This window comes from Malonomonas rubra DSM 5091 (assembly GCF_900142125.1).
Lineage (GTDB): Bacteria > Desulfobacterota > Desulfuromonadia > Desulfuromonadales > Geopsychrobacteraceae > Malonomonas > Malonomonas rubra.
Map to the genome: position 1 here is coordinate 1 of NZ_FQZT01000001.1, position 16,665 is coordinate 16,665.

At 49.4% G+C, this 16,665-nt stretch carries 13 protein-coding genes, 1 other RNA gene and 1 other annotated feature; of the genes, 1 reads left to right on the forward strand and 13 read right to left on the reverse strand.

Annotation, left to right across the window (positions count from 1 at the left end; genetic code table 11):
* The first annotated feature begins 51 nt into the window (after positions 1–51).
* Positions 52–1,265, forward strand: a protein-coding gene (locus BUB13_RS00010) for an IS3 family transposase (protein ID WP_139249257.1) whose coding sequence is annotated in 2 segments (ribosomal slippage) — positions 52–337 and positions 337–1,265 — 1,215 coding nt in all. Because the reading frame shifts where the segments join, the coding sequence is not laid out codon by codon here.
* Positions 327–443: a sequence feature (AL1L pseudoknot), on the forward strand. Its footprint overlaps the gene before it by 117 nt.
* 199 nt (positions 1,266–1,464) lie before the next feature.
* Here the strand turns inward: BUB13_RS00010 and BUB13_RS00015 are convergent.
* The 13 genes from BUB13_RS00015 to BUB13_RS00075 form a co-directional block, all read right to left on the reverse strand.
* Positions 1,465–1,644 (reverse strand): hypothetical protein, encoded by a 180-nt coding sequence (locus BUB13_RS00015; protein ID WP_072904707.1) that lies wholly within the window; start codon positions 1,642–1,644, stop codon positions 1,465–1,467.
* Between the two features lie 464 nt (positions 1,645–2,108).
* Positions 2,109–3,356: a site-specific integrase gene (locus BUB13_RS00020; RefSeq protein ID WP_161947595.1), complete on the reverse strand. Its 1,248-nt coding sequence runs from the start codon at positions 3,354–3,356 to the stop codon at positions 2,109–2,111.
* 206 nt (positions 3,357–3,562) lie between these two features.
* Positions 3,563–3,916, reverse strand: a transfer-messenger RNA (tmRNA) gene (ssrA, locus tag BUB13_RS00025).
* Between the two features lie 72 nt (positions 3,917–3,988).
* Positions 3,989–4,444, reverse strand: coding sequence for an SsrA-binding protein SmpB (gene smpB, locus BUB13_RS00030; RefSeq protein ID WP_072904709.1), 456 nt, complete (start codon positions 4,442–4,444; stop codon positions 3,989–3,991).
* A gap of 11 nt (positions 4,445–4,455) precedes the next feature.
* Entirely contained in the window at positions 4,456–4,896 is a 441-nt protein-coding gene (locus BUB13_RS00035; RefSeq protein ID WP_072904710.1) for a SoxR reducing system RseC family protein, read from the reverse strand.
* A gap of 13 nt (positions 4,897–4,909) precedes the next feature.
* Positions 4,910–6,172, reverse strand: coding sequence for an amidohydrolase family protein (locus tag BUB13_RS00040; protein ID WP_161947596.1), 1,263 nt, complete (start codon positions 6,170–6,172; stop codon positions 4,910–4,912).
* A 17-nt stretch (positions 6,173–6,189) separates the two neighbouring features.
* Entirely contained in the window at positions 6,190–7,848 is a 1,659-nt protein-coding gene (gene panP / locus BUB13_RS00045) for a pyridoxal-dependent aspartate 1-decarboxylase PanP (RefSeq protein WP_072904712.1), read from the reverse strand.
* 41 nt (positions 7,849–7,889) lie between these two features.
* A complete protein-coding gene (panC, locus tag BUB13_RS00050) occupies positions 7,890–8,741 on the reverse strand; it encodes a pantoate--beta-alanine ligase (protein ID WP_072904713.1) in 852 nt (283 codons plus the stop codon).
* Positions 8,742–8,749: 8 nt separating this feature from the next.
* Complete coding sequence (gene panB, locus BUB13_RS00055) at positions 8,750–9,553, reverse strand: 3-methyl-2-oxobutanoate hydroxymethyltransferase (RefSeq protein WP_072904714.1); 804 nt, start codon at positions 9,551–9,553, stop codon at positions 8,750–8,752.
* A gap of 267 nt (positions 9,554–9,820) precedes the next feature.
* Entirely contained in the window at positions 9,821–10,402 is a 582-nt protein-coding gene (locus tag BUB13_RS00060) for a flavin reductase family protein (RefSeq protein ID WP_072904715.1), read from the reverse strand.
* A gap of 78 nt (positions 10,403–10,480) precedes the next feature.
* On the reverse strand, positions 10,481–15,241 hold the full coding sequence (locus BUB13_RS00065; RefSeq protein ID WP_084091600.1) for an NAD-glutamate dehydrogenase domain-containing protein: 4,761 nt from the start codon (positions 15,239–15,241) through the stop codon (positions 10,481–10,483).
* Positions 15,242–15,365: 124 nt separating this feature from the next.
* Positions 15,366–16,169, reverse strand: a complete 804-nt coding sequence (gene rsmA, locus BUB13_RS00070) for a 16S rRNA (adenine(1518)-N(6)/adenine(1519)-N(6))-dimethyltransferase RsmA (protein WP_072904716.1) — start codon at positions 16,167–16,169, stop codon at positions 15,366–15,368.
* Positions 16,166–16,663 carry a DUF2062 domain-containing protein gene (locus BUB13_RS00075; protein ID WP_072904717.1) on the reverse strand — a complete coding sequence of 166 codons (498 nt, stop codon included), beginning with the start codon at positions 16,661–16,663 and terminating at the stop codon, positions 16,166–16,168. Before BUB13_RS00075 ends, rsmA begins: the two co-directional genes overlap by 4 nt.
* Positions 16,664–16,665: the final 2 nt, after the last annotated feature.

Consider the following 16,665-nt stretch of genomic DNA (forward strand, 5'->3'; position numbering starts at 1 on the left):
TTGAATCGCCCCGGGATTGTCGGAGACTCCAAACTTTGAGAGTATGGGGTCATGAATACAAACAAGAGATACAGTCCTGAGGTCAGAGAGCGAGCGGTCAGATTGGTAGCGGAACAGCAGGGAGAATATTCCTCCCGCTGGTCAGCGATTTGTTCTATTGCTGAAAAGATAGGGTGTACGCCAGAAACGTTACGTCGATGGTGCAAAGAAGCGGGGGGATCTCAAGAGAGCCGCTCTAAGGATCAAACGGCTCAAGAGCAATTGAAGCAGTTGGAGCGGGAAAACCGGGAGCTGAAACGCGCCAATGAGATCCTGCGTAAAGCTGCTGCTTTTTTCGCCCAGGCGGAGCTCGACCGCAAACCGAAGTAATGGTGTTTTTTATTGATGAGCATCGAAGCCAATACGGGGTCGAGCCGATCTGTCGCCAGTTACCGATCGCCCCATCAACGTACTACCACCACAAGGCGCGCCAAGACGATCCTAGCAAAGTTCCGTCACGATACTGGCGGGATCAATTATTGAAACCTGAGATTCAGAGGGTTTGGAACGAGAACTTACGGGTTTATGGTGTTCGTAAAGTCTGGCGGCAGTTAAACCGCGAAGGGATACCGATCGCCCGCTGTACCGTTGAACGGTTGATGCGTGAGATGGGGCTGCGAGGGGTTGTGCGCGGCAAGAAAAAGATCACAACGATCAGCGATCCAAAGCAGAACCGTGCCCCTGACCTGGTGAAACGGACTTTTAAGGCGAGTCGCCCGAATCAGCTCTGGGTAGCTGATTTTACCTATGTCGCCACCTGGTCCGGTTTTGTTTATGTTGCTTTCGTCATTGATGTGTACGCACGTTGTATTGTTGGCTGGCGTGTTTCGACATCGATGAAGACAGAGCTCGTTCTGGACGCACTGGAGCAGGCACTGTGGGCACGCAAGAACCGCCGGGAGTTGATTCATCATAGCGACCGGGGCAGTCAGTATCTCTCGATTCGCTATACAGAACGTCTGTCCGAGGTCGGAATCAATGCCTCTGTCGGCACAACTGGAGATTCTTACGACAACGCTTTGGCCGAGACAATCATCGGCCTCTACAAAACGGAAGTTATCAACCATCGCGGCCCTTGGAAAGGTCGTGAGTCTGTTGAATACGCAACCTTGGAATGGGTAGATTGGTTTAACAATCGCCGATTGCTGGAATCAATTGGAAATATTCCACCTGCAGAAAAAGAGAAAGAGTATTATCGGCTGGAGGAGTCAAGTAAGGCGGCTTGACTCAAACGAAAACTGTCTCCGGGAAAACCGGGGCGATTCAGATTTACTTTACTATCAAGCACCTCTATATTTGCCTTACTTTCCATACAAAGAACCTGAAAACTCTCGACAACCTTTTGCGGTAAATAGTTGTCTTTGGCAACACAAACGCTAGGCAGAACATATAAGAGGATAGCCGTTATAATTAGCAGCCTTCTCATCACATTACCGCCTTTAACATTACCCAAAAGCCATAAGTAGGAATAAAGAGAGACAACACAACATCCCACTTATCTCCAAATATAATCGCAAGTGGCAAACTACCAATATATGCGATCATAAAAAAAATCATAAATGTACCACTAAACAACTGCCCCAACCCCTCTTTTGCACCTGACATACATACCTCCACAGTTATCTTTGGCTACAAACAAAAAAAGCCGTTACCACCCTTACAGGCAGCAACGGCAAGCGTTATCATTTATGTCTATCGGCTCCCCCCATACTTTAAATATATCTCAAACCAATTGAATATACTAGCTTTTATCTATACTAAGGATATCAAACATGCCCTGCTTCCCCATTGCCACAATCAACTAAGCATTAATTTTGCTTTCCCCCATACGGCACCTAGCAGAACAAATATTAATAACTAGATATCGGACACTTAGGATTACCCCACCCTATTAGTATAAAGAAAGCTACACATTCAGACGTCCATATGTACCCACAAAACAGTCACTTGTGCAATTTGTGGTATCTGTATCAAAAAAGCACATAAAGGCAACGGACTGCTATAAACAAAAGAACAATATCATTATCAATTCAACAACTTACACTATATCTATATCTTCTTAAATATCATCATTTCCAAACAGGTATCTTATCAACAGCACCCTTTAGTACCGAAATAGACCTCTCTCCAATATATAGCGAAGTGACCACATTCTCAGGAGAGTGTCCCAATAGAGCTCCGATAAGCTCTTCCGATACTGATTGCTCAGATAGCTTGCTAGCAAAACTTTTACGTATTGAATGGAAGACTACCTTCTTCTCCTTGGTTATATGTTTTCTCAAATACCGTCCAAAAACTTTACCGTATGCGGAACCATAGCCATGGCCGTTATTCTGCAATGCAGGAAACATCCGCTCTCCGTCTTGCTTATCAACATACTGTGTCAGCCCTAAACGAACTAACTCTGAGTGAACTGGAACCTTGCGGATACTGGTATCAGTCTTGACCTTTTTGTTTCCATCATCATTAACAGACAGGCAAAGAACCCCATCGACCTCTAACAAATCACTTTTATGAAGTTGGCAGACTTCATCTATCCTAAGGCCAGAGTATAAAGAAATTATAGGTATCCACCCACGGTAGTCGAGTGGCTTTCCTTTTGAATACCATGGAGATTCTAGCAGTGCTTTGACATTATCTTCACCAAACTCATCCCACCCTGTACTGCGTTTCAATTCTCTAGACTTCTTCCAGCGAGGAACCCGTGACTTCTCAAGACAATCAGACTCAACAGCAAAGTTGAAAAGAGTACTCAATGAAACACAAGTATTGTGTACCGTCTGCTCTGCACGCCCTGAAGCGATCATCTCTTCACGGAAGCTTAAGAAGTCTTGAAGTGTAAAAGCATTTATCATCCTATCTCCTAAAATTTCGATGAAATGCTTATGCTTGCTCTTTTCGGAACTGATTGTTTTAGGTGCTCTTTCTTGAGCCATCATACTTTTTATTCTTAGCTCGCACAGTTCAGATAGCAGCATGCCGCCACTAGCAGACTCCGCCACAGGGCGCGGCACCCCAGCGCCCATAGCGTGGGCAGGATCGGCCAGAGATCGTCCCTCAGAGGGCAAATTAGAGCGTCCGTACCGACCGGGCGACCGCCTCGAATAGCCCGCTGCCCTTAGAAGCTCAGAGCTCAAAAGAACAATGTCCATTGGGTCGATGTCATTTCGATTTTCCAGAAGCCTCTGAGCATGCATACCAGCAGTGGTAGGCATAAGAGTTCCATCACCTTGCGCCATCTGTCTATGCTGTTCTTCAGTCAATGAATCATAAAATTGATCAACGAGCTGTTGTATTTCGGCTGGACTTAAAGCCATGTACCGTATCCTCCTAAATAAAGACTTGGCCATGAGTCTACATTGATCAGCAGCATCCTTACTAACGAATTGTCTTTTGATCTCTGTGATGTGAAAGAAATTTCTTGCGTAGGTGGGAACTGCAATACGTAGAAGGGGCACGGCATATCTCCTTTCTGCAAGGTACAGAAAAGAACCGTAACCCCTTGTTTTCACTACGTGTGAATTGGTGGAGGTGGCGGGAATCGAACCCGCGTCCGAAAGCTTTCCACGTAAGGCTTCTACATGCGTAGTCTGTGTATTGAATTAACCGGGTGAAGCTCCCACAGACAGGATATCCAACCGGCGAGTCTGCTTAAGTTTCGCCTCAGCGCCACAGACACTCGCTGAAACTATCCCACTTCTTGTACGTTCCATACTCTACATGGGCGATAAAGCATGAAACGTGGTCGCTTAATTAAGCGGCCAGTGCGTAACTAACGTCAGAGTCTGCGTTTAGTTATAGTTGGGCTTTTTACGAGGCCAGCCCACCTCGGCATGCCACCTTCGTTTCCGTCCCCCGTCGAAACCTTGACACCCCCTTTTATTTATTTTTCAGTTAGTTAAATTGTCGACCTAGAAGTATTATCTCATTTTTCCAGGCACATTCCAAGCTATCTATAAGCTTGCTTCATCGCTTTCGACATTTCCCGATCAGCTTCTTTCTGCTTGATTGTCTGTCGCTTGTCGTGCAATTTCTTCCCGCGCCCGATGCCGATTTCCAGTTTGATGTAGTTGCGTTTAAAATAGAGCTTGGTCGGCACCAAGGCTAAACCTTTCTGTTCCGTCAGGCGAATCAGCTTGTCGATTTCGGCATGATGCAGAAGCAGTTTACGCATCCGGGTTGGATCATGATTTTCCCGGTTGCCGAAATCATAAGGGCTGATATTCATATTATTGATAAAGACTTCACCGTCCTTGATTCGACAGAATGATTCCTTCAGGTTGACCTTGCCCAGTCGGATCGATTTCACTTCGGTTCCCGTCAGAACGATACCAGCCTCAAAGGTGTCATCTATAAAATAATCGTGATAGGCTTTTTTATTTGTTGCAATAATTTTAACGCCCATACAACGTCCGTTCAACCGGCCTGTTTTGCAATAATGCGCGGCATGAAGGCTTCACGCTTCAAGCGCATGGTCGCCAGTCTGATTAAAATGAAGGTGACCACCAGAAAAGCGACCGCTGTCAATGCGGACATCAACGAAGGATCGATTCCCAACGAAGCTCTTTTGCCAACACTTTCACCGATCAGGGCACCAATCAATAGCCCTATTATCGGAACGATGTAAAGCATAAAAGAAGACTGCAGAAAGTGTTTTGTGCTGGCAACAACCTTAACCTGATCGCCAACCTGTGCACGAATCATATTAATTGCATCAACCAGCATGGTTTCACTGTTGTCACCCATCGAACAAGCCCCTGAGGATGGGCAATGTTCGCAGGCACTGTTTCGCTTACACATGACAACAGCGATCCGCTGTTCTTTCAATTCGACAACTGTTCCGACTTCTTCAATCATTCAGACACATCTTTCAAACCAACATCGTTTGCCCCTGATGGACAACCTGCAGGATATTCTCTGTAACGCCAGGAGCAACAAGATAATCATAAAGTTCATTTTCAGCAACAGAAGAATCAATGTGAATCACTTGAAAGCTGCTATCTTTTCCTTTTTCCAGCGAACCGAGCCGTTTGTCGACCCCCAGCACTTCCGCGCCATGCCGTGTCGCCATTCGCAACAAGCTCGGCGCATCAATGGCTCCAGCAAACCAGCTGTGGGCAAAAGCAGCTTCATCCCAAATTGACAAGCTATCATTACTTGCGAGGCTGTCGGTACCAAGGCAAAGCTTGATGCCAGCACGCATGAGTTGTTGAACCGGAGCCTTTCCAACGGAGAGCTTGGCGTTGGAACGCGGACAGAGCGCAAGCGCCATTTTTTTCGATTTTAAAAGGTCAATTTCTTTATCAACTAACTGGACACCATGGACTAGCAAGTTTCCTGGAAACAGTCCCCCCTGACTTTGCAGATAAGCTGCTGGCCTGAGGCTGCTCCCATCAGGCACCAGATATTCCCAACCAACAAAGGGATAGAGTTTCTCTGCCAAATCCCCCCTGCCCTGTTGGATAAACTCCACCTCAGCAGGCGACTCCGCAAGATGAGTGCTACAAGGCAGTCCTTGGCGCCGACATTTGCTGAAAATGTCCTGCAGGTACTCTGAACTTATTGTGTAGGGAGAATGCGGTGACAAACCGAAGCGTAAATTGCCGACCTGCTCTTCTGCCAGGACAGAACGCAGCTCCTGCCGAACTTTACTGATGATGCCCGGATCGTGACCGAGGCTTTCCAGGTAAACGATGCCTTGAAGAGTCGACTTTTTGTAAGCTTTGCGGCAAGCGTACTGCGATAGAATATCTCCGACAGCGCCTGTTCCTGCTGCAAGGGAAAGACGGATGCCGTTTTCAATCGATTGGTGGTAATCCTTTTTTCCCAGTGACCGCTTAACCCGGATTAACTTGAGAATCCAATCGACAAAATCGTTCAGCTTTTCCGTTTCACCAGCTTTTCCAGCCCAGACAGGAAAATCGGTCAACTCCAAGTGAGTATGAGCATTAATCAGCAACGGCGTAATGACCGCTTCCGCATACTCGACAACATCAGCTGCCGGGAACTCATGCCGTAACTGCTTTAAAGAGCCGACAGCGGCTATTTCACCGTCCAGATCGAGCAACGCCCCACCGGCAATCGGCGGGGCGTCTATTGGAAGCAGATATTTCGCGCTGTAAATTGTGGCCAAATCAACTATCCATCGAACTAACAGGCTTGACGCTGTTCAAAATCACTGAAAATATTTTTTACATCTTGAAGTAACTGTTGAATTTCTTTGCCTTGTACGATAGCACATTGTTCTTCAAGCACGGCAGATAAAATTTCATCCGTTGTCAGCGGGTTGGCCAGTACCACCCGGAACACGGTCAGGGTCTCGTCGCAGTAGGCTTTGGCCCGCAGGCTCGTTCTCGACACAAACGACTTGCCCGCTTCCCGTTGATGCTTCTGCACCAGTCGCGTGACCTGATCGAGCAGCTGGTTTGCTTTACTGACTTGCTCGGCAGATCCCTGTGACATGGCGAGCTGCAGCCAACTCGGGTTGTAGCGATAGGTCAAAATGTTCAGTTCCGGTTCGCTGATCAGTTCGAAATCGGGGTGCTGGTTGACTTTCTCGGCAAACATCTTCGCCTTTTCTATCCCCATATCGATCAAAAGCTCATAACCTTTACGGCCGATGATTGACAAACCGGCATGTACCAGCATCGACTTGCCCGGGCGGGAGCCTTCCAGTGTATGGCTACCGAGATCCTTTGATCCATGCCGGAGGATATAAGCGGCATGATGCTCGATTGCCGAGAGTGCTGTCGGATCTTTAAACAGCACCATCCCTGCCCCCATCGGCACGTAAAGTTGCTTGTGCGCATCGATCGTTACAGAATCTGCACGTTCTATCCCGCTGAGCAAGTGTCTGTACTTTTCGGAAAACAGTGTTGGTCCGCCCCAGGCTGCATCAACGTGAAAATGGCAACCAATTTCTGAGGCAAAATCTGCCATCTCGTTAAGCGGATCGACGTTGCCGGTTTCGGTCGTTCCGGCAATTCCAACCAGCGCGATTGGACGAATGCCCTTCTCTTTGAGCAGAGCATACTGGTAACGAAGCTGCTTCATATCGATGCGATTGTTTTCATCGGTATCGACAGCGATCAGGTTTTCACGTCCGAGACCAAGAACATCAATCGCTTTGCCAAGAGAGTAGTGCCCACGGCGAGAAACCAGCACCGCCAGGCCGTTGCACTGCAAGTGCTGCATGGCTCTGAACAAGCCTTCTTGCGCAATACCCTTGAAATCGCCAGAAGGTCCAAGAAGACGGTTGCGAGCCGCCCAGAGAGCCGTGATATTGGCGATCGTGCCACCCGAGCAGAATGCGCCAAGTGCATACTGGCTTTTGTGGATCCACTCCGGGTAAAAGTTGTCATCAAAATTGTAGATCAGTCGATGCAGCATCGCCAGGACCTGCCGTTCCATGGGCGTGAACGCCTTGGAAGTCTCGACTTTAACCACGTTCTGGTTAAGTGCGATCATGATCCGTGACAGCGGCAGCATGAAATAGGGCAAAGCCGACGTCATGTGACCGACAAAGCTTGGCGCTGCAGTGTGAACAGACTGTGCGACCAGCTTGTCTTTGACGAATTCAGTGTATTCAGAAACGAAGGTTGGCTCTTCCGGGATACACGGATTGGTGAAATCTTTCTCGATTTCTTCCATCTCGCGCTGCAGGGCAACAACGTGTTCCTGCAGGAAACCGGTCACGTTGTCGGTAATGGCGTGATCAATCTGCCCGAGAGTGGAATCGGGCGCTTCAGGAACGGTAAAAATGCGATAAAGATTCTCCAGGTTGGCCTGGGCCATTTCTTTCTTCGTCATCTGCCTACCATCTCCAGAACAAATAAATTCAATACCAAGGCTCAAGCTGGAACGAGAAGAAAACCATTGTCAATCAAACGGGTTTTGCCGATATAAACCGCCAGCAGCAGAACGGAGTCTTGGTCAACAGCACTCTGTTCATGCAGCGTCAGTTGATGACAGATCTTAATATAGTCGATCCTTGCATCTGGCTGCTTGGCGATATCTTCAGAAATCGTTGAAATGATTTCCGCGCAATCAAGGTCTCCGACAGCGGCAAGATTGCGCGCAGTTGTCAACGCCTGCGACAGCGCCAACGCCTGTTTGCGCTGTTCAGCTGACAGGTAAACGTTACGCGAACTCATCGCCAGACCGTCTTCTTCACGGAAGATCGGCATGCCGACGACCTCAATCGGCATATTCAGATCAAGCACCATCCGGCGGATAACGGCCAACTGCTGAAAATCCTTGTTGCCGAACAGTGCCACATGCGGCTGAACGATATTGAACAGCTTGCTGACAACTGTTGTCACACCGCGAAAATGGCCAGGTCGGCTGGCACCACATAGACCTTCGGTGATGTTTTCTACATAAACATAGGTTGCGTAACCTTTGGGGTACATGGCGCTTGCCACCGGGGCGAAGATAATATCAACACCAGCCTCATCAGCTAACTCAGCGTCGCGCTGCAAATCACGCGGATAATCTTCGAAATCCTCTCCCTGGCCAAACTGGGTCGGGTTGACAAAAATCGAGAGGACCAGCAGGTCGCCACGTTTACGCCCTTCTTCCAGGAGAGAGATATGGCCAGCATGCAGATAGCCCATGGTCGGAACAAAAGAGATCCTGCGCCCTTCGGACCGCTCTGCCAGCGCTCGCTGCTGCATGGTTTCCGGTGATGTAATGATGTCCATGCTGACCTCTATTTAAACGAATGGTCAATGGTCGGGAAATCACCCGATTTGACTTCATCGATATAATCGCTGATCCCCTGACTGACAGTGCCGGAGATGTCGGCAAAGCGTTTGACGAATTTTGGGGAGTACTTGTCACACAAACCGAGAATATCGTGAATCACCAGAACCTGGCCGTCACAGTCGGCTCCAGCTCCAATGCCAATGGTCGGGATCGAAAGCGACTCGGTCACTTCTTTAGCCAGGTCGCGCGGGATGCCTTCCAGCACAACAGCGAATGCCCCAGCGTCTTCTACCGCCTTGGCGTCGGCAAGAATCTGTTTTGCTTGTTCTTCCTGACGACCCTGCACTTTGAACCCACCCATGCGGTGGATCGATTGAGGTGTCAGGCCGATATGGGCAACGACCGGAATATCGATGGCAACAATGGCACCTATGGTTTCGGCAACGGGCTGTCCACCTTCCAGTTTGACGGCGTGCGCGCCCGCTTCTTTTACCAAACGACCGGCATTCATCCGCGCTTCGGCAACGCTGACCTGATAGCTCATAAAAGGCATATCTGCAATGATCAGGGCCTGCTCGCTTGCCCGAGCCACAGCCTTGGTATGATAGATCATCTCCTCCATCGTCACCGGCAGAGTATTGTCGTAACCGGAAACCACTGAACCGACCGAGTCGCCAACCAGAATCATGTCAATTCCAGCCTGATCCATCAACTTTGCAAAGGGATAATCATAGGCCGTCAGCACAGAAATTTTTTCCCTCTGTTGTTTCATAGCCGCTATGTCGAGTATTGTTTTTTGCTTATTCACGAGTAATTTCCTAGGCTTAAACAAAAAATGCCCTTCGTCATGAACGAAAGGCATTTATATATCGAAGAGCAAAAGCTCCGAAGTTGGCGTATCACCTTCCGTCCCGGTCTAACGATCCAGGCGGTATCAGTTTTTGCCGACAGGTTTACGGCTCCGGTACGAGTCCCGGGCCACCTGTTTTAGGCGTTTACGGTATATCACAGCGTAGTTTTAATTGTCTACCACCTTTTCATGATAGCTGATGCTTTCTTTTCATGAAAAACGATCCTATTTATCGACAACAAGTCGCTGACCATCAGCATAGGCCGCCGCACGCATATTTCCGAGATCCCAATATTCTCGCACGCCCCCCAAGTAAACCAGTGGATCGAAGCAGCGCACGTCCATTTTCCCTGCTTCATCAAAGGCGGATTCTGCCGCATGAATCTGCAGAATTTCTCCCATCAATAAACGATAGTCCCCCAATTCGACCTCCTGAACCAGTCGGCACTCAACGTTCAACGGAGATTCATTTAACAGTGGAACCTTTACACATTCTGCTGGTTGCAGTGAAAGGCCTGCCTGCTCGAGCTTATCGTGGTTTTTGCCGCTGCGGATGCCACAAAAATCTGCCTCAACAGCGAGTGACGCTGGCACCATGTTAACGACAAATTCTTTCTGTTTGCTTATATTGTCGTAGGTTTGTCTCCCTTTGTTCAGCGAAATTGCCATGGTTGGAGGTGTTTTACTGACAATTCCGACCCAGGATGCCGTCATCAGGTTGGCAGTTCCTTCCGAATTAACACTGGTAATAATTGACGTTGGCTGAGGGAAATAGGTGACACAGGGACCGAGTTGACGTTTCAGCATAAAAGCTCCTTCAGTAATGACAAAAAACGGGGCAGACGTTCAATGCCTGCCCCGCTAGTCTTGATAATAGTTCACGCGTTATCCGGCGAGAAAGTTGTCCAGTGATCGCAGCAAAACGGTAAACGGATGAAAATTGCGTGGCACCTCGCTACTGAGAGACTGACGCAACCCTTCAAATGCTTTGAGCTTTTGCCGCCGTTGCGCAAAAAACTGCTGCGGGTCTTCCGCTGAGTCCAAGGCAACCTGCTGAACAATTCGAACCATAACAGAGTGCAATGAGCCGAGCAAAGATTCTTTTGCCCGACGATCCCAAGCGTCCCGTAGCTGCACCTTATTCAGCAGATTGATGATTGCATCCAGTGAGAGGGTTTTATCGACCAGAACCTTCATCCGAGCCAACTTCTCCAACTCAACCCCGGAGACCTGGGACATGCAAATCAGCGGCAGGAAATCGGTCAGATAATCGAGAGTGACAAAGCTGAGCGCAACATCTTCGCTGAAGTTTTCAGCAATCAAGCGTTCCTGTTCCGCCTGACTGATCTGCCAGCTTTCCTCCGGCAAAATTTGTGGCAGCAGGTGTGCGTATTGCTGCAACTTCTGGTGGATTGCTTCCAGGCTTTGCTCGTTTTCTGGCAAGTCCATGCCGTTACTCAGCGCAAAAGAACAGAAACTGAACAAGGTGTCTTCAAGCCGCATCAACAAACGGTACTGCTCATCAGCTGCAATCCGATTATCCATGGCATAAATAGCTTGCCGCAACTTGCTGCCATCAAGCAGATAGTCATAGGTCAAGTAATAATTTGCCACTGTTACCTGGCTGCGACCGGTCAGGCGGCTGAGAGTCTGGCAGAAAGCGCTGCCGGCCTGATCGATCACACGGTTGGTCATCATCGTTGCCGTGATTTCTTTTGCCAGCGGGTGACGGCTGATTGAGTCTATGTAACGGTCAACGGCCTGCTCCGGGAAATAATCGTACAGCAACTGCTTAACGATCCGGTTGTCGAACGCATCGGAATCGAGCAAAGCGCGGTAGAGGAACATTTTGCTATAGGCAAGCAGAACCGAGAGTTCGGGTCTCAAAAGGCTGTTCTCCGCTCGGGCTGCGACATCTTTGCGTGATGGCAGATACTCATCGCGACGATCGAGCAGGCCGGACCGTCCGAGGCGATCCGTCAACTCAAGGTAGGGTTCGACATCTTTCCGGCAGCGGATTTCATCAAGCGAGATCGACTGCGTTTGCATATAGTTGTTGTTCAGGACGTCCTGACAGACAGTTTCCTCCATCTCTTCCAGCAGCTTGTAACCAGCATCCATGTCCGGCAGCTGTTTCTCCTGCAGCAATACCTGCAGCAGAATCTTCAGATTGACTTCATGGTCGGAGCTGTCAACGCCTGCAGAGTTGTCAATAGCGTCGGTGTTCAAACGGCCGCCACACTTGGCGTATTCGATCCTAGCCAACTGGGTCATACCAAGGTTTCCGCCTTCACCCACCACTTTGGCGCGCAATTCAGTGGCATCAACACGTACAGCATCGTTGGCGCGGTCACCGGCGTTTTCGTTGGTTTCAGTTGTCGCTTTTACATAGGTTCCGATACCGCCATTCCAGAGAAGATCAACCTCTGCTTTCAGCAGCAATTGAATCAACCCCGGCACATCAATCGTTTTTTGTCGCACGCCGAGCCACGTAGCTACCTGCGGCGACAGCGGGATTTCTTTCAGTGTGCGGGAAAACACCCCGCCGCCTTCGGAAATCAAGCTTTTGTCGTAATCGTCCCATGTAGAACGCGGCAGATTGAATAATCGCTCCCGTTCTTTGAATGACGCCTCCGGATCGGGGTTCGGATCAAGGAAAATATGCATATGGTTAAACGCAGCCAGCAGTTTGATTTTCCGTGACAACAACATGCCGTTACCGAAAACATCGCCGCTCATATCGCCGATACCGACAACAGTGAATGGCTCTTCCTGGGTGTTGTGGCCCCGCTCTCGGAACAAGCGTTTAACACTTTCCCAAGCTCCACGAGCAGTAATGCCAAGCTTTTTATGGTCGTAACCGTGAGATCCACCACTTGCGAAAGCGTCTCCCAACCAGAAACCATAACTTTTACTGACCGCATTGGCGGTGTCCGGCAGGTGCGCGGTTCCCTTATCTGCGGCAACTACCAAGTAGGGATCTTCATCATCGTAAGCGACGATTCCGTCTGGACGGACGACGCCAGCCCCAGTTCGATTATCTGTCAGGTCGAGGAGGCCACGCATCAGGCTCTGGTAGGCATTTTTGACAATTTCGCCCATCTCTTCACGGTCCGGGCTGCTCAGCTTTGTGATAAAGCCCCCCTTGGACCCGACCGGAACGATCACGGCGTTCTTTGTCATCTGTGCTTTGACCAGGCCAAGCACCTCAGTGCGGAAATCGTCTGGCCGATCCGACCAGCGGATACCGCCACGTGCGACCTTACCACCGCGAAGATGGATGCCCTCCATGGTCGCCGAATGCACGTAAACTTCGTACAGAAGGCGCGGAGCAGGCATGTCGATAACACCGAGAGAACTGATTTTGAAGGAGAAGAAGTAATCGGCCCTGTCCTTGCGAATAAAGAAATTGGTCCGTACCGTTGAATCGATCAGGTTGAACAAGGTGCGAAGAATGCGGTCCTCATTGGTATCACTGACCTCCTCCAACGCCTCGACAAGTTGCTGACGAATGGGCGACAGAACTTCAAGCTCGCGAATCATCGGATCGGACCAGTCGACGTTCGGTTTAAAACGTCCTTCAAAGTAGCGATACAGCAGTAGCGCGACATTGGCATTATTGATCAGGGCAAATGCGACGCGCTTTTTGGTAAACGGACAGCCGAGCTGGAAATAGTAATTGCGGTAGCCGCGGAAAACATCGATCTCCTGCCAATCCAAACCGGTAAGCAGCAACAGGCGATGGAGATAATCGTTTTCTACCTCGGCCCTGCTCATCACCAGCAAAGCATTCAGCAATAGCTCTTTCAGTTCTTTGAAAGGAATTAACCCGATAGAGTTCGGGCGGATGGCAAAACTCTTAATAAAGACTCGCTGCCCTGACACATCACAAGAAAAGTCGACCTCTTCGATAACGCTCAGGTCGAGATTTTCCATAAACGGCATCAATTCATTCAGATAGCTTTCACGCAAGCTGTAATACTGGAGACGATAATAATCGTCATCATCATGGAACGGGCCCCACAAATCGAAAGCATCCTGCTGCTTATGCAACAGTTTTTCGATATTGCGGACATCACGAACAGCGAAACGCGGATGTGTCCGAGAGCGATACTCCTGGTCGAAGGCATTGATGAAGCGTTCCCACAAATCAAAGGATTCAGCGCCGAAGCTCTTCTCCATCAAAGCACGAAACTTCAGCTCCCACGGCAGCGTCAACCGGGTCAATCCCTGCTCTAACTGCTGCAAGTCGATCGTGACTTCTTTTTGCTTCATGCGCAGATTAACGTGCAAGCTAAGATAATCTGATGACAAATGAATCAGGTGCGAATCGACCGAACCAGCACGCAGGTAACGCTTAATGTAGGTTTCCAGCCGGGTGATTTTATCTGCTGAATAGAACTCTTTTGGCATCGTCAGCAGCAGTGTCAAGTCCGACTCTGACAAGCTCGGCGCGACGACCACTTTAACCCCGGCTTGTCTGTGCATCTGGGTGAAAGAGCGCAGCATTCGCCTCAGCTCATCATCTCCCATCAAGAACAGTTCGACCTTTGGGAACGTATTGATGATCTGAATCGTTTTACGGTAATTGTGGCTGTGGTGCGGGATATTCAGTTGTCGCTGGGCCTCTTCTATCCGTTTGCGCAGCGCCGGGATCGAGGACGTATTCACATCGATACTTTTCTGGGTATAAAAACCCCAGAAAGAATGTTCACGGTAATTTCCATCTTCCAGTGGCTGACGGAAACCGAGATAGGAAAGACGCTCAAATCGATACAATGGACAACGCAGCTCCGTTTTCTCCAGTGCCACGTCGTTGCCGAGTGCATGCATACTGCCGACTGCAGGAGCACGCAAAGGAATCGGCTTCGACAAACCATCGAAAGGTTGCTGATAAAAACGGGTCAGCCCAAGAGCGTCCTCTTCCACCTCCCTGATCTGCTCTGGGGTGTCTTGGTGGTACAGGAAGCTGCGACTTGCGACCGGGACGAAGTTGTCATCCTGAAGCCAGTCAAACAGGTCGGCAAATTTTCGCAGGTTGTCGATCTCAGCTAGGGCGGCAATTTTTTCGACATTCTTGTTTCGCGCCCGACTGACTTTCAGTGCTGCGGCGATAATTTTCTCTACACCTTTTTGCAGCTCGGCAACCATCCTCCGTGGGACCAATTCCAGTTCCAGCCAAATAAAAGATTCCTGCTCTAAGGATTGATCCCCCTCACAGATTTTCTGCAGTTTGCCATCGACGCGACTGACCGAGAGAATCGGATGGCAGATGACACGGAAGTTTAATGCTCGGAGATGGAAAAACTCCTGAACAGAGGAGAAAATATGATTAGCGTCTAGTGCGTTGGCTAAAAGATAATAGTGACCGGCGTTCTGCAAGGGATACATTTCCACCTTGATATCAGTGGTCCTGTTACTGACAAACTCAGCGGCCAGAAGAAGGTTTTTCACCAGTTCTTCAAGGGAGAGTCCGGCAAGAAAATTGGCCGGCACCTGCTGCCTCAGAATTTCACCGAAGGTCGCGAACAAACCTGTGTTGTCCACTTGTCCATGGCGAATCAACGCCTGTTCGATTTCAGTCTGCTGAAGAGTAACATTCTGCTCTCCGGCGTCTCGCCCGCCACGCATCACAGTCACTTTCATTCAACGCTCCCTTGCGTCTCTGGATTTTCAGATAAAACCAGTCATTGCAGGCAATTTGCCGTCAACGATCAGTGAGAAGCATAGCCCATGCTATAAGGCTTCGCAAGGCGAGATTAGTGAATTTTTAAGACTTTCCAGCGCAGAAAACACGGGTCAGGTCGGAGAATTCCTGTAACTGTAGAGTTTCACCACGGCGGGTTGGATCGATCTGGGTTGAGGCAAGCATTTCAGCCACCAGTTCCGGTTCGAAGCCAGCAGCCTGAAGGCTGTTACGCAACGTCTTTCTGCGCTGGGTAAAGGCTGCTTTGACGACCTGCTGAAACATCGCTTCGTTAATCGGATCGACACGCGGATGTGCCAGTGGAACAAACTTGAGAACAATGGAATCAACCTTGGGAGGAGGATTGAACGCGCCCGGTTTAACGAGAGAGACGACGCTGATATCGTACCAGAGCTGGCAGAGGACAGAAAGGATGCCGTAATCTTTCCCGCCGGGGCTTGCAACGAGACGTTCACCAACCTCCCGTTGAAACATCAATACCATGCGCGTAAACAACGGCCTGTGTTCGAGTAGTTTAAAGACAATCTGGCTGGAAATATTATACGGCAGGTTTGCCACGAGAACGTAAGGGGGTTGCGGCAGAGAAGCAGTCCAATCGGTCTTCAATACATCACCAGCGTGCACGCTTAATCGGGAATCCTGCCGTGCCTGCAAAAGTTCGATCAGGTCACGATCGATTTCCATCACATGCACATGGGCTGTTTCAGGCAATAGACGATCAGTTAAAACACCTAAACCTGGGCCGATTTCCACAACCTCCTGGTCGGCAGAAAGTTCTGCCGCTGCAAGAATTTTATCTATAACTGATTGGTCGTGCAGAAAATGCTGACCAAACCGTTTTTTGGTTTTGTATCCACCCTGTTTCACTCTGTAATGTTCTCTTTCCGTCGGGGACGTGGCCAGCGAGGAACCCGCCACTGGCGCATGACAGGGATAAAATGCAGGGTCAAGGCATAACCGATAGCTGCCACAGGGATACCGAGCACCAAGCTGCCCAGGCTAAGTGGAGACGCCAGCATCCAGCCTAACTCTTTCATCGCCTCGTAAGTGAATTCGATTTGTGTTGTTGGCCGCGGTAACCCCAGCAGCAAACGACCAACCTCGTATTCCATTCCATAGATGATCGGAGCTGTCAGCGGGTTGGTGTTCCAGACCCCGATCAACGCTGCAATTTTATTCTGTCGCAGCAACATCGCGCAGAACAAAGCGATGAACATCTGGACACCGAAAGTCGGTGTCATTCCGATGAACAGTCCCAATGCCATACCACGGGCGATTTCATCAGGCTCAACGCGCAAACGAATCAACCTGATAAGGTTGAGTTTGAACTGTCTGAAAAAACCGAACCGCTTCCACGTCATAA